The organism is Mycobacterium sp. NGS29 (assembly GCF_059812965.1).
In genome coordinates, this window is record NZ_JCALDR010000010.1 from 133,103 (window position 1) to 147,073 (window position 13,971).

Below are 13,971 nucleotides of genomic sequence, written 5' to 3' on the forward strand. Positions count from 1 at the left end.
CCGAGGCGAAAATTCAATCGGTCTCAGGAAAGGCACACCGGCCCGATGACGCACGTAATTGCGGTACCAGAAACAATGATTTCCGCTTCGCAGCAACTCGCTGGAATCCAGTCATCGGTGACGCAAGCCAATTCAGCGGCCGCACGTTCCACTACAGCTGTCCTCAGCGCCGCCAGCGATGAAGTATCCCTGGCTATTGCCGAACTTTTCGGCAATTACGCCCGTGAGTATCAGGCGCTGAGTGGCCGAGCGGCGCAGTTCCATGCACAGTTCGTCCAGGCCACGGCCACCGCAGCCGGCGCCTATGTCGCCGCCGATGCCGCCAGTGCCTCCCCCTTGGTGCTTCTCGAGCACCTCGTTCTGGATGTCATCAACGCGCCGACCAATCTGCTGCTCGGGCGTCCGTTGATCGGCAACGGTGTCAACGGGGCCCCGGGAACCGGACAAGCGGGCGGAGCTGGCGGTCTGCTGTGGGGTAACGGTGGCGACGGCGGGTCCGGGGCACCCGGACAGACCGGCGGCCGGGGTGGCGACGCCGGCCTCATCGGACACGGGGGCGCCGGCGGTACCGGCGGAACCGGTGTCACAGGATCGATCGGCGCCCAGGGCGCAGTCGGCGGTAGCGGCGGTGCCGGCGGTACAGGCGGCGCCGGCGGCACCGGAGGTCTGCTCTGGGGCAATGGCGGCCCGGGCGGAGCCGGTGGCGTCGGCGGAACAGGCGGTACCGGAGGCACCGGCATCAATGGCATTGCTGGCGGCGGCCCGGGCGGCATCGGCGAGCAGGGCGGTCAGGGCGGTCAAGGTGGCATCGGTGGTAATGGCGCTGGGGGAGGCGCTGGCGGGCGAGCCCCGGGTCTGTTCGGTGGAACGCAGGGCGCCCATGGCGGGGGCGGTGCCGGCGGAGTCGGTGGCACTGGCGGAATGGGCGGTCAGGGCGGCGAAGGACTTGCCGACACCGGTTCCGGGGCCACCAACGGCGGTCAGGGTGGCACCGGCGGAACTGCCGGCATCGGCGGAGCCGGCGCTGACGGCGCAGCACCCGGGGCTATCGGCACCGGGGGCAAAGGCGGCACCGGTGGCACCGGGGGTGCGGGCATGCAAGGGATCGCGGGCGTCGGCCTCCTCGGCGAAGGTGGCAATGGCACGTCCGGCGCCCAAGGCGGCACCGGAGGTACCGGCGGCGCGGGCAACGGTGGCATCAACGGCAACGGCGGGACCGGCGGTACCGGCGGTGAAGGCGGCCAGGGTGGCAACGGGTCCGCAAAGGACGGCGACGGTGGCAACGGCGGCACCGGAGGTGCCGGAGGCACGCCGGGCACCGGCGGTACCGGTGGCAGCACGGGCGCCGGCGGCACCGGAGGACGAGGCGGCGACGGCAGCGACGGCGGCGACGGGGGAGCCGGAGGTACCGCCACTACCGCGGGCGACGACGACGTTTTCGGTGGGAAGGGCGGCACCGGCGGCGCCGGAACTGCCGACGACACCGGTGTCGGCGGACGCGGCGGCGACGGTGGCGTTGCGACAAGCACCGGCAACGGAACCGCCCACGGAGGCGCCGGTGGTTCCGGCGGCGAGGGACCGTGGGGCGGCACCGGTGGGAACGGCGGTGCGGCGGTGAGCGGCGGCACGGCGGACGCGATCTCCGGGAACGGCGGCGCAGGCGGTACCGGGACCACTCATCTCGGCGGCACCGGCGGTGGCGGTGGCTTCGCGACGCTGAACAATGGTCCAGGAAACGTCACCGGTGGTCAGGGTGGTGACGGCGGTGCCGGCGCGGCCGGTGGCGGCGACGGAGGAGGCGGGGGCACGGCCATCGCCGGCGGCACCGGGAATGCCACCGGGGGCGCCGGCGGGGCCGGTGCCGACGGTGGGACCGCGGTGGCCGGTGGCAACGGCGGCCGCGGCGGGAACGCCTACTCCGTCGGCGGGCAAGCTTCGGTCGCCGGCGCCGGCGGGCAGGGCGGCACCGGCACCACCGGCGGAAAGGGCGGCGATGGTGGAATCACGCGTGGCAACGTCACCGACATACTGACCGCCGGCACCGGAGGTGCGGGCGGCTATGGCACCGCCGGCGCGGGTGGCGCGGGCGGGAACGGCGGTGCGGCGGTGAACTCCGGCACCTCGTTGACGGACGCGGTCGGCGGCGCCGGCGGGGCCGGCGGCGCCGCGACCGGTGGTCACGCCGGAATCGGGGGACGCGGTGGTGACGCGAGTGTCACTGAGCCGGGTTCCGCAGCAGATGCTGTTGGGGGGCGCGGTGGGGCGGGCGGTGCAGGCATCGCCGGCGACGGCGGAAACGGCGGTCGGGGCGGCGACGGAACCAACGCGGGAACCGGCAATAGTCTGGGCGGTCGCGGCGGGGACGGCGGCAACGCAGCCAGCCCACTCACCGACGGGGGCGACGGCGGAGACGGCGGAAACGCGGTGGGTGGTGCGCATGCTCAAGGAGGTCTCGGCGGAGCCGCCGGGGCCGGCGGTCCCGGCGGTCAGCCCGGTGCCCCCGGCACCAATGGCTCTCCGTAACGGGCCGGTCGGCTACTACGGGTCGCTGTCGTCCGGCTGGTCCGGCCGCGCCGACACGATCGCGCCCGTCTCGCCTTCGGCCTGTTCCTCGGCCTCCACCTCGGGATCCTTGGCCAGCAACACCTGCATGGCGTTGTTCAGGAACGCCACCGTCGGCACCGCCAGCAACGCGCCGACGATCCCGGCCAATACCCCACCGGTGGAGATGGCCAGCACCACCGCCAACGGATGGATCGAGACCGCGCGTCCCATCACCACGGGCTGCAGCACGTGCGCTTCGAGCTGGTTCACCACGATCAGCAGGCCGAGGGTGAGCAGCGCGTAGACCATGCCCTTGGCCAGCAGCGCCACCACCACCGCCAGCAGGCCAGAGACCAGTGCACCGATCAGCGGTATGAAGGCGCCCAGAAACACGATGGAGGCCAGCGGCAACGCCAGCGGTACGCCCATGATCGCCAGACCGGCGCCCACCCCGGCCGCATCGGTCAGCGCGACCAGGAACGTGGCGCGGATGTAGCCGGTCAGGGCGCCGTATCCGGCCTTGCCGGCCTCGTGGACGCGGTCGCGGACATGGGCCGGGAAGATCTGCTGAACGTACTGCCAGATGTTGCGGCCGCCGTAGAGGAAGAAGATCAGGGTGAACAGCACCAACACCGCGGCGGTAGCCAGCTCGGTGATGGTGGCCGCGGTAGACAGCGCTCCGCTGGTCAGCTTCGCCTGGTTGTTCCGCAGCGCTTCGATCGCGGAGTTGCCGGCGTTGTCGATCTGTTCGCGGCGCACGTGCGCCGGCCCCTCGATGAGCCAGCGGCGCAGGGAGTCGATGCTGTGCTCGACCTGGGTGACGAGGTCCGGGACGCCGACGATGAACTGGGTGACCACGAACGTCAGAATGCCGCCGAGGATCGCGAATCCGGCCAGCAGCACCAGCGCCACCGCGAAGCCGCGCGGCAGACCCCGCATGTCCAGCCAGTCCACCAACGGCATCAGCAGCGCGCTGAACATCAGGGCCAGCAGCACCGGCACCACGATGACTTCGAGTTTCTCGACCACCCACAGCAGCGCCACCGCGGCCACCACGATGACCACCAGCCGCCACGACCATGCGGCGGTCTTGCGGACCAGCGGGCTTACCGCATCGTCATCGATAGTTGCTGACATCGGATCAGCGTAGCTGGACGCCGGTGCGGTGGGTCGCACGCGCTTCCTCACGACACGTCGGTGGTCGTGGAATCGGCATCGTCGAACCGGACACTGACCCGCTGAAAGCGTTTGACCCGTTCGGCTTTCGCCCGCCTGGTGTAGGTCTTGCGGTCAGCGGGGGTCAGGTCCACGTCGTCAGTGAACGGCGTCAGCAGGGCACGCGGGTGGAGTTGCTCCACCAGCACCACGTTGATCTCGGCGCACAACACCAACGTCGACGACACCAGGAACAGGAACGCCAGCATGCCCAGCACCAGCGCGAACACGCTGTTGGTCGCGCTGGCCGATTTCACGACGTGGCCGACGTAACCGGCGCCGAACCACTGCAGGATCTGCCAGATGAACGCCGCGGCCAGGGCCCCCGGCAGCACCTGGCGATAGCTGAGGTCGCGTGCGGTGGTGAGGCGGAAGGCCACCAGGCAGATCGACGCATTGATGCCGATGGCGACCAGCGCGATGCCGATTTTCCCGAACACGCCGAGCGATCCCGTCGCGTGCCCGACGCCGGACAGCAGAGTCGACGCGACGGCCGCCGAACCCAGCACGAACAGCAGCAGCAGGCTGAATGCCCGGGAACGGAACGGGTCGCGGCGCTGGTCCCGCGGCACCGCCCACACCGAATCCATCGCGTTCTGCACCGCCTGGCCCACACCCAGGCCCCCGTAGAGCGCGCCCAGTATGCCGACCACCACAGCGACCGTCCCGCCGCTGAGTCCCTCCGGCTGCTGCAGCTGGCTACCGATCACCGGGAACTGACTCAGGGTGCTCTGCAGCACCTTCGCCTTGAGATCCGGCCGGTCGGCGAGCAACACTCCCAGGCCGGTGGTCAACAGCAACAGCATGGGAAACAGCGACACGAACGCGTAGTAGGTGATCAGGGCGGCCAGGTAACTGCCCTGGTCGTCGAGGTACTTGTAGATGACGGCGACGGCCACCCCGACGCCGCGGTTACGCCGTTGCAGCCTGTCCAACCAGCCGACCATCGCCGATCACTTCATTCCCACGCCGAGATATCACGCCGACCCGACACCCTGCCCGCAGGGTTGCGCCCGGTCATACCCCGATTTGCCGGTGGTCAATCGCGCCGGTCATCGGTGTCATTCCCCCAAAACCGCCGACGCGGGCCGCCACGGTTCGGTTACGACCCTGGAACGACCCCGACACGCTCGGCGACGTGCAGGTATGGTGTCGCCACCTGCGCGGTTACCCTAGTCCGATGTCACCGGACGCCGCTGCCCGCAAACCGGTGGGCGGGTGGTTGGAGACGCTCTCCCGCCCAGCAGACGCGCCCCCGCGCGGCAAGTACTGGTGGCTGCGGTGGGTGGGACTGTCCCTCGTGGTGCTCGTGCTCGGCGTCGAGATCGTGTTGGTGCGCGATCAACTGGCCAAGGCCTGGATGAGCTTGTTCGACGCCAAGTGGTGGTGGTTGGTCGCGGCGATGATCGCCGCGGCGGCGTCGATGCACAGTTTCGCTCAGATCCAGCGCACCCTGCTGGCGTCGGCCGGCGTACAGGTGAAGCAACTGCGTTCGGAAGCAGCGTTCTACGCCGCGAACTCGTTGAGTACCACGCTGCCCGGCGGGCCGGTGATCTCGGCGACGTTCCTGCTGCGCCAGCAGCGCCTGTGGGGCGCATCCACGGTGGTGGCGTCGTGGCAGCTGGTCATGTCGGGCGCGCTGCAGGCGGTCGGGCTGGCGGTGCTGGGTTTGGGTGGGGCGTTTCTGCTGGGCGCGAAGAACAACCCCTTTTCGCTGCTGTTCACGCTGGGCGGGTTCGTCGCGCTGTTGTTGCTGGCGCAGGCGGTGGCGTCGCGGCCGGAGTTGATCGAAGGCATCGGCATCAAGGTGCTGTCCTGGGTGAACTCCATTCGCGGCAAACCCGCCGAGACCGGTGTGGAGAAGTGGCGCGAGATCTTGATGCAGCTCGAGTCGGTGAGCCTGAGCCGACGCGACCTGGGGGCGGCGTTCAGCTGGTCACTGTTCAACTGGGTCGCCGACGTCGCGTGCCTGGCCTTTGCGGCCTACGCCGCGGGAGATCATGCCTCACTGGCAGGGTTGACGGTCGCCTACGCCGCGGCGCGCGCGGTGGGGACGATCCCGCTGATGCCGGGTGGTCTGCTGGTGGTGGAGGCAGTGCTGGTCCCCGGTCTGGTGTCCAGCGGAATGTCGTTGCCCAACGCCATCTCGGCGATGCTGATCTACCGGCTGATCAGCTGGCTGTTCATCGCCGCGGTCGGCTGGGTGGTGTTCTTCTTCATGTTCCGCCGGGTCACCGACAGCGACTCCGACGACCCGCCCACCGATCCAGGTGTCCGCGGCCGCGGGCTGAACGCTGTTGTCGATCCGTCCGACAGCGCGCTGCAGGGTCCGTTGCCGCCGCCGGAGCATGAGCCGGCGGCCGACGCCAACCAGCGAGGCTGATCAGCCGGCGGCGCGTGCCGGACCGGGACGGGGACCGGGCCCGGGGCCCGCGAGCGGGGCCGGCTGGCCGCCCACCGCGGCGGCGCCCGGCAGGCCCGGCAGCGCGCCGCCCGCGCCTTGGGCCGCCTGGAACAGGCTCAGTGCCTGCGGCAACGTGATCGGCAGTCTGCACTGGGTGCCCAGCTTGTTCAGTGGGTTGGCGAGGCCTTGCAGATCCAGCGCGACCTTCGGGTGGGTCTCGAAGTAGCTCTTGAGCGTGGTGGCCGACTGCGGGCCCGCGGGTTCCTGCAAGGCCGACGTCAGGGCCTGGTTGGTGTCCGGATGCGAATCCAGGTAATCACCGGTCTGCTTTGCGACGGTGCCCACGGTGCGGGCCACTTCGCTGGCCGCGCACGGGTCCGTCGAACCTGTTGCTGCGGGTGCCGCGACGAATGCGCTGCCGGCGCCGGTCAGACCGGCTGCGATCACTACTGCGAAAAGCCCGCGACGCGTGCTTGCTTGCATGGGTAACTCCTCGGTGGTTCGCCTCGCGATGTCTGCCGACCCGCGGGCCTCGACCATCCTGCCATCGGCGGCCGATACGTCGCCAACGCAACCTGAACGATTGCGCGGTGGCTGCGACGGCGCTGCGACTCAGCGTCCCGGTAACCCGCTGCGATCGCGGCTACGAGGGGATTCGCAAGCATTGCGGATCACAGACCGAACCGTTGTTCTGACGCTGTGGTCGGCAGATGACCGTCACGACTTAACAACGATCCCGGGGAACTGCTGTCACCGCAGCTCAGGAACCGATAAGCAAACTTCGGGCACAACGTCCTCCGGTAGGCTCGCGGGCGCGCTGCGTACGAAATCACGGAATACGGGGAGTGGGAAATCCAGCAGTTCATGATGCGGCTGAGCCGCAACCTGCGCCGATTTCGCTGGCTCGTCTTCGCCGGCTGGTTACTTGCGCTGGTTCCGGCGGTGTATCTGGCGATGTCGCAGTCGGGGAATCTGACCGGCGGCGGATTCGAGGTCGCCGGCTCCCAGTCGCTCAATGTGCACGACCAACTCGTCGCGCAGTACCCCGAACTCGGCGCCTCCCCGCTGGCGCTGGTGGCCGCCCCCCGCGCCGACGCCACCTACCAGGACATCAACGATGCCGTCGCGCAACTGAAGAAGATCGCCGCCGACCTGCCCGGCGTCACCGTCGCGCCCAATCCCACCCAACATCCACCGCAACCCGACCGGCCCTACGTCGTGACGCTGCGCCTGGACGCCCGCAATCCGGGCACCAGCGACGTCGCCAAGAAACTGCGCCAACGGATCGGCGTGGAAGACGACCGGTCCGGGGAGACCGCCAACGGTCACGTGCGCCTCTACGTCATCGGTCAGGGCGCCCTATCCGCCGCCGCGGCGGCCAACACCAAGCACGACATCGCCAAGGCCGAGGAATGGAACCTGCCGATCATCCTGATCGTGCTGCTGGCGGTCTTCGGTTCGCTGGCGGCCGCGGCGATCCCGCTGGCACTGGGCGTGTGCACCGTTGTGGTCACCATGGGACTGGTCTATCTGCTGTCCATGCACACCACCATGTCGGTATTCGTGACGTCGACGGTGTCGATGTTCGGCATTGCGCTGGCCGTGGACTATTCGCTGTTCATCCTGATGCGCTTCCGCGAGGAACTGCGCACCGGACGGCAGCCGCAGGAGGCGGTGGACGCCGCCATGGCCACGTCCGGGCTCGCGGTGGTGCTGTCCGGCATGACGGTCATCGCCTCGCTCACCGGTATCTACCTGATCAACACCCCGGCGCTGCAGTCGATGGCCACCGGCGCGATCCTGGCGGTCGCGGTCGCGATGCTCACCTCCGCCACGCTGACGCCGGCGCTGCTGGCCACCTTCTCCCGCGCGGCGGCGAAACGGTCGGTGCTGCTGCACTGGTCCAGGCGACCGGAGAGCACCGTCTCGCGGTTCTGGACGCGCTGGGTCGGCTGGGTGATGCGCCGGCCCTGGATTTCGGCGCTGGCGGCGTCGGCGGTGCTGCTGCTGATGGCGGCGCCGGCGACGGCGATGGTGCTGGGCAACAGCCTGCTGCGGCAGTTCGACTCGTCGCACGAGATCCGCGCCGGGGTGGCCGCGGCATCGCAGGCCCTCGGCCCGGGCTCGATGGGTCCGGTCCAGGTGCTGGTCACCTTCCCCGACTGGCCGGAGGGACCGGACGCCCCGCCCGCGCACGCCCAGATCATGGCGGCGCTGCGCGAGCAGATGGCCAAGGCGCCCGACGTCGCGTCGGTGCCACCCCCGGTCTACAGCGAAGACAAGAAGAGTGCCCTGCTCAGTGCGGTGTTGTCGGTCGACCCCGAAGACATGCGGGCCCGGCACACGGTGGACTGGATGCGCAGCCAGCTGCCGCGAACCGCCGGGGACGCGAAGGTGGCGGTCGGCGGGTCGACGGCGCTGATCAAGGACTTCGACGATCGGGTCGCCGAAACCCAGCCGCTGGTGCTGGGCTTCGTGGCGCTGATCGCCTTCCTGATGCTGCTGCTCTCGGTCCACTCGGTGCTGCTGGCGCTCAAGGGCGTGCTGATGACGTTGCTGTCGGTGGCGGCCGCCTACGGATCGCTGGTGATGGTCTTCCAGTGGGGGTGGGCCGCACCGCTCGGCTTCCCGCACCTGACCTCGATCGACAGCACCGTGCCCCCGTTGGTCCTGGCGATGACGTTCGGGTTGTCCATGGACTACGAGATCTTCCTGCTCACCCGGATCCGGGAGCGTTTCCTGCAGACCGGGCACACCCGCGACGCCGTCGCCTACGGGGTGAGCACCAGCGCCCGCACCATCACCAGCGCCGCGCTGATCATGATCGCGGTGTTCTGCGGGTTCGCGTTTGCCGGTATGCCGCTGGTCGCCGAGATCGGGGTGGCATGTGCGGTCGCGATCGCCGTCGACGCCAGCATCGTCCGGCTGGTCCTGGTGCCGGCCTTGATGGCGGTGTTCGCCAAGTGGAACTGGTGGATACCGGGTTGGCTGGGCCGGGTCCTGCCGTCGGTGGACTTCGACCGTCCGCTGCCCGACGTCGACCTGGGCGGCGTCGTCGTGATCCCCGAGGACATCACCGCCGCGATCGCGCCCAGCGCCGATCTGCGCATGGTGATCAAGTCGGCCGCTAAGCTCAAAACCCTTGCCCCCGATGCCATTTGCGTGACCGACCCGCTGGCTTTCACCGGCTGCGGGCGCACCGAGCCGAACCGGGACCCGGCGACGGCCGAAGACACCGACTCGGTGACGCTGACGCTCGCCACCGGCCCGGTGGGGCAGGCCACCGCACGCAAAGTCGGGCTGTCCTACCGCTCCAGCATCGCCCGGGCCATGCCGTGGACCGACCGGCCGGTGCACCCCGTCACCCTGTGGCGCGGACGGTTGGCCGTTGCCCTCGACGCCCTGCAGAGCCGGGAGCCCAGGTCGGCACGGCCCCGGTACCGGCGGCAGAGCCCGGTGGAGACCACGAATGTCCAGCTGCCCACCGGCGATCGCCTGCAGGTGCCCACCGGCGCCGAAACGCTGCGGCTCAAGGGCTACCTGATCATGAGCCGTAACAGCAGCCGCGATTATGCCGACTTTGCTGACATGGTGGAGGTGATGGAACCGGAGACCGCAGCGGTGGTGCTGTCCGGGATGGATAGGTATTACTGTTGTCAGCCTCCCGGCTCGTCTCCCCGGCGGTACTGGGTCGCCAGCCAGCTGGTCCGCCGGCTGGCCGATCCCGATCCGTGCGACCTCGACGACGTGTCGACAGATTCCGGTGTCAAGGCAAACTGGGAGGAGGTCCGGCAGCGCTGTCTGTCGGTGGCCGTCGCGATGTTGGAGGAGGCGAGGTGACGTTGGCAGCCGACCAGCGCAGACCGGCGCCTGCCCGCGGCGCCAGGTCCAGGCCCGAGGCGGCCGGGCACCCCGACCCGGATCAGCCGGTCGAATTCTGGTCCACCGCCGCTATCCGCTCGTCGTTGGAGGGTGGCGACATCGCCACCTGGAAGCGCATTGCCAGCGCGCTCAAACGGGACCCGTACGGCCGCACCGCCCGTCAGGTCGAGGAGATCCTCGGCGGTGCGCGCCCGGCCGGCATCGCCAAGGCGCTGTGGGAGGTGCTGGAGCGGGCTCGTGCGCACCTGGAGGCCAATGAGCGCGCCGAGGTCGCCCGCCACGTGAAGCTGCTGATGGACCGCTCCGGCCTGGTGCAGCAGGAGTTCGCCTCGCGTATCGGCGTCACCGCCGAAGACCTGGCCGACTACCTGGACGGCCGCGTCAGCCCGTCGGCTTCCCTGATGATCCGGATGCGCCGGTTGTCCGACCGGTTCGTGCGGGTCAAGAACGAGCGCTCGCCGCACGCCAACTAGCGGGCACTGATCGGCGCGATGTCCTGTACCAGCCAGTCGTTGCCGCGCTTGGTCAACGTCACCCGCACCGCCGGGGCCGCCTGACTGGTGGGCTGGCCGGGCGAGTTCTGCGTCACCCGCATGATCACCGCAACGCTGGCCGCCGACGGCCCGATGGCCTCGACCCCGGCCGCCAAGGTCGACGCCTGCGCCGTCACCTTGCGCTGCAACAGGTCCGCGCTGGTCCTGGTGTACTCCTCTTTGAACTTGCCGGCCTGCTCCGGCACCATCAGCGAGGCAGCACGGTCGATATTCACCCCCGGAGCCGTCGGCGAGAACGACGCCACCGCCTCGGCGGCGCCGGTGGCGACCTGCACCACCGTCACCGAGTCCCGCTTGAACTGGTCGTCGTTGGCGGTCCAATGCGTGTAGCCGGCCAGCACCGCCGCGCAGACGGCCGCCGTGGCCAGAAACGCCACCGCGAGCCGCAGCCGGGGCGCGTCGTCGTCGGTGCCGAGGGTGACCGCATCACGGCGCATCAACCAGAAATTGACGGCTACGCCCTCGACGATCAGCAGCACCAGCGCGGTGCCGACCGCCACCCACCACCGCGGCCAGGCCAGCACCACGCCGATCGCCGCCAGCGCGGCGATCGCCACCAGCGGCGCCAGGATGTCGAACGCCGCGAACCGCCAGGCGTTCCTCATTTGATCAGCTCCAGCTTGGAGATCATCAGCTTGCCGTCGATCTGCGAGACGTCCAACCGCAGGCTCCAGCGCACCACCTGCGGTTGTCCGCCGGACTTCTCGGCCACCGAAGCGGCCACCAGCATCACCGAGTCGGTTCGGGTGGCGAAGGCGGGCAGCTTGGTGGGTACCACCTGTCGCGGCGATCCGGGGACGGTATCGAGGTCGCGGTGCATGGTGTCGATGGCCACCGACTCCACCCGGCCGACGCTCTGTGCCTGTAGCTTCGCGGCCACCTGCCGGTAGCCCTGCATGGTGGCCTCGAAGTCGGTGTTGAGTTCGCCGACCGTCCCGTCGTGCAGCCGTTGCAGGCTGGCGTCGATGTTGCTGCTGTTCATGTTGATCAGCACGTTGGACCACTCGTAGGCCGTTTGCATGACCTTGGACAGGTAGATGCGCTCGCCGGAGTCGTCTTTGTGGTTGGTCCAGATGAGCACGCCGAGCACCACCGCCGCGACGCAGACCAGGCCCAGCACCGCCGACGCGATGCCGTAGGGGGAGAACACCCCGCTGCCGTACTCGGCGTCGTCGGCGTCTGCGGTCTCGCTGTCCGCCTCAGTTTTCTCCTGGTCAGGCATGGCCCGATCGTTGCACCCGAAACCAGATGGAAGGATGGCGGGGTGACAGTAGAGGCCATCCGCTCGGGTATCGATCTGAGCTACGTCGACCCAGCCGCCCGACCGCAGGACGACCTTTTCGGTCATGTGAACGGCCGCTGGCTGACCGAGTACGACATTCCCGCCGACCGCGCCACCGACGGCGCCTTCCGCACCCTGTTCGACCGCGCCGAGGAGCAGGTGCGCGACCTGATCGTGGAGGCGAGCCGCAGCCAGGCCGCGCAAGGGACCGACGAGCAGCGCATCGGCGACCTCTACGCCAGCTTCCTCGACGAGGAGACCGTGCAGCGCCGGGGGCTGCAACCGTTGCACGACGAACTGCAGGTCATCGACAGCGCCGCCGATCGTGCTGCGCTGGCCGCAGCGGTCGGGGCCCTGCAGCGCACCGGGGTGGGCGGCGGTGTCGGGTTCTACGTGGACACCGACTCCAAGAACTCCACCCGCTACCTGGTGCACTTCAGCCAGTCCGGGATCGGCCTGCCCGACGAGTCCTACTACCGCGACGGGCAGCACGCCGCCGTGCTCGCGGCCTACCCGGGCCACATCGCGACGATGTTCGGGCTGGTCTTTGGCGGCCCCGCCGACGAGCACGCCGACACCGCGGCCCGCATCGTGGCGCTGGAGCGCAAACTCGCCGCCGCGCACTGGGACGTGGTCAAGCGCCGCGACGCCGACCTCACCTACAACCTGCGCAGTTTCGCCGACCTGCAGACCGAGGGCGGCGGCTTCGACTGGGCCGGATGGACGGCAGGGCTGGGCACCACGCCGGAACGTGTCGCGGAAGTCGTTGTCCGGCAACCGGATTACCTCACCACCTTCGCCGAGCTGTGGAGCAGTGCGGATTTCGAGGACTGGAAGAGCTGGGCGCGCTGGCGGTTGATTCGTGCCCGATCCCCGTGGCTGACCAGTGAATTGGTGGACGCGGACTTCGATTTCTACGGCCGCCGGCTCACCGGCACCGAGCAGATCCGGGACCGCTGGAAGCGGGCGGTTTCGCTGGTGGAGACCCTGATGGGCGACGCCGTCGGGAAACTGTATGTGCAGCAACACTTTCCGCCGGGCGCCAAGGACCGCATCGACGCGCTGGTGGAAAATCTGCAGGAGGCCTACCGGATCAGCATCAGCGACCTGGACTGGATGACGCCGCAGACCCGCGAGCGTGCGCTGACCAAGCTGGCCAAGTTCACCGCCAAGGTCGGCTATCCGGTCAGCTGGCGGGACTACTCGGCGCTGGTGATCCGCCGCGACGACCTGTACGGCAACTACCAGCGCGGCTACGCCGTCAACCACGATCGGGAACTGGCCAAGCTGGGTGGCCCGGTGGACCGGGACGAATGGTTCATGACACCGCAGACCGTCAACGCCTACTACAACCCCGGGATGAACGAAATCGTCTTTCCCGCCGCCATTCTGCAGCCGCCGTTCTTCGACGCCGACGCCGACGACGCCGCCAACTACGGTGGCATCGGTGCGGTGATCGGCCACGAGATCGGGCACGGTTTCGACGACCAGGGCGCCAAGTACGACGGTGACGGCAACCTGGTGGACTGGTGGACCGACGACGACCGCACCGAGTTCGGCGCCCGCACCAAGGCCCTGATCGAGCAGTACGAGGCGTATGTCCCGCGCGACCTGGACGGTGGGCACCACGTCAACGGCGCATTCACCGTCGGCGAGAACATCGGCGACCTCGGCGGACTGTCGATCGCGCTGCTGGCGTATCAGTTGTCGCTGAACGGCCGGCCGGCGCCGGTGATCGACGGTCTCACCGGCGTGCAGCGCGTCTTTTTCGGCTGGGCTCAGGTGTGGCGCACCAAATCCCGTGCCGCCGAAGCGATCCGGCGCCTGGCGGTGGACCCGCACTCGCCGCCGGAGTTTCGCTGCAACGGCGTGATCCGCAACGTGGATGCGTTCTACGAGGCGTTCGACGTGTCCGAGGAGGACCAACTGTTCCTCGACCCGGGCAGCCGCGTCCGCATCTGGAACTAGGCGCACCCCCGGCCCGCACCAAACCGCAAGGTGACTCACTAGTAACTTTTCAGTACCTCAAGTATGGTTTAACCTAAGTTGTCGTGGTCAACAGACACTGAAAACCACGACACGGGGGTACA

The 13,971-nt window shown here is 69.2% G+C and carries 10 protein-coding genes; 5 read left to right on the plus strand and 5 right to left on the minus strand.

Annotated elements, in window-relative coordinates; genetic code table 11:
* Positions 1–45 precede the first annotated feature (45 nt).
* A complete protein-coding gene (locus tag AC5Y5Z_RS15600; protein WP_499926084.1) occupies positions 46–2,523 on the plus strand; it encodes a PE family protein in 2,478 nt (825 codons plus the stop codon).
* A 15-nt stretch (positions 2,524–2,538) separates the two neighbouring features.
* On the opposite strand, the gene AC5Y5Z_RS15605 is transcribed toward AC5Y5Z_RS15600, so the two are convergent.
* Complete coding sequence (locus AC5Y5Z_RS15605) at positions 2,539–3,681, minus strand: AI-2E family transporter (RefSeq protein WP_499926086.1); 1,143 nt, start codon at positions 3,679–3,681, stop codon at positions 2,539–2,541.
* Positions 3,682–3,728: 47 nt separating this feature from the next.
* Positions 3,729–4,706 (minus strand): YihY/virulence factor BrkB family protein, encoded by a 978-nt coding sequence (locus tag AC5Y5Z_RS15610; protein ID WP_499926088.1) that lies wholly within the window; start codon positions 4,704–4,706, stop codon positions 3,729–3,731.
* Between the two features lie 233 nt (positions 4,707–4,939).
* Between AC5Y5Z_RS15610 and AC5Y5Z_RS15615 the strand changes: the two genes are divergently transcribed.
* Positions 4,940–6,142 carry a lysylphosphatidylglycerol synthase transmembrane domain-containing protein gene (locus AC5Y5Z_RS15615; protein WP_473138900.1) on the plus strand — a complete coding sequence of 401 codons (1,203 nt, stop codon included), beginning with the start codon at positions 4,940–4,942 and terminating at the stop codon, positions 6,140–6,142.
* On the opposite strand, the gene AC5Y5Z_RS15620 is transcribed toward AC5Y5Z_RS15615, so the two are convergent.
* Positions 6,143–6,646: a hemophore gene (locus AC5Y5Z_RS15620; protein WP_499926091.1), complete on the minus strand. Its 504-nt coding sequence runs from the start codon at positions 6,644–6,646 to the stop codon at positions 6,143–6,145.
* Positions 6,647–7,027: 381 nt separating this feature from the next.
* Here AC5Y5Z_RS15620 and AC5Y5Z_RS15625 point away from each other — a divergent pair, with 381 nt between their 5' ends.
* Positions 7,028–10,003 carry an MMPL family transporter gene (locus AC5Y5Z_RS15625; protein ID WP_499926093.1) on the plus strand — a complete coding sequence of 992 codons (2,976 nt, stop codon included), beginning with the start codon at positions 7,028–7,030 and terminating at the stop codon, positions 10,001–10,003.
* Positions 10,000–10,518 (plus strand): XRE family transcriptional regulator, encoded by a 519-nt coding sequence (locus AC5Y5Z_RS15630; RefSeq protein ID WP_463827977.1) that lies wholly within the window; start codon positions 10,000–10,002, stop codon positions 10,516–10,518. Before AC5Y5Z_RS15625 ends, AC5Y5Z_RS15630 begins: the two co-directional genes overlap by 4 nt.
* On the opposite strand, the gene AC5Y5Z_RS15635 is transcribed toward AC5Y5Z_RS15630, so the two are convergent.
* Both AC5Y5Z_RS15635 and AC5Y5Z_RS15640 read right to left on the minus strand, forming a co-directional pair.
* Entirely contained in the window at positions 10,515–11,204 is a 690-nt protein-coding gene (locus AC5Y5Z_RS15635) for a hypothetical protein (protein ID WP_499926095.1), read from the minus strand. The genes AC5Y5Z_RS15630 and AC5Y5Z_RS15635 overlap by 4 nt on opposite strands.
* Positions 11,201–11,821 (minus strand): hypothetical protein, encoded by a 621-nt coding sequence (locus AC5Y5Z_RS15640; RefSeq protein WP_473138903.1) that lies wholly within the window; start codon positions 11,819–11,821, stop codon positions 11,201–11,203. The genes AC5Y5Z_RS15635 and AC5Y5Z_RS15640 overlap by 4 nt, the downstream gene beginning before the upstream one ends.
* Positions 11,822–11,863: 42 nt before the next feature.
* Between AC5Y5Z_RS15640 and AC5Y5Z_RS15645 the strand changes: the two genes are divergently transcribed.
* Positions 11,864–13,849, plus strand: a complete 1,986-nt coding sequence (locus tag AC5Y5Z_RS15645; RefSeq protein ID WP_499926097.1) for a M13 family metallopeptidase — start codon at positions 11,864–11,866, stop codon at positions 13,847–13,849.
* Positions 13,850–13,971: the final 122 nt, after the last annotated feature.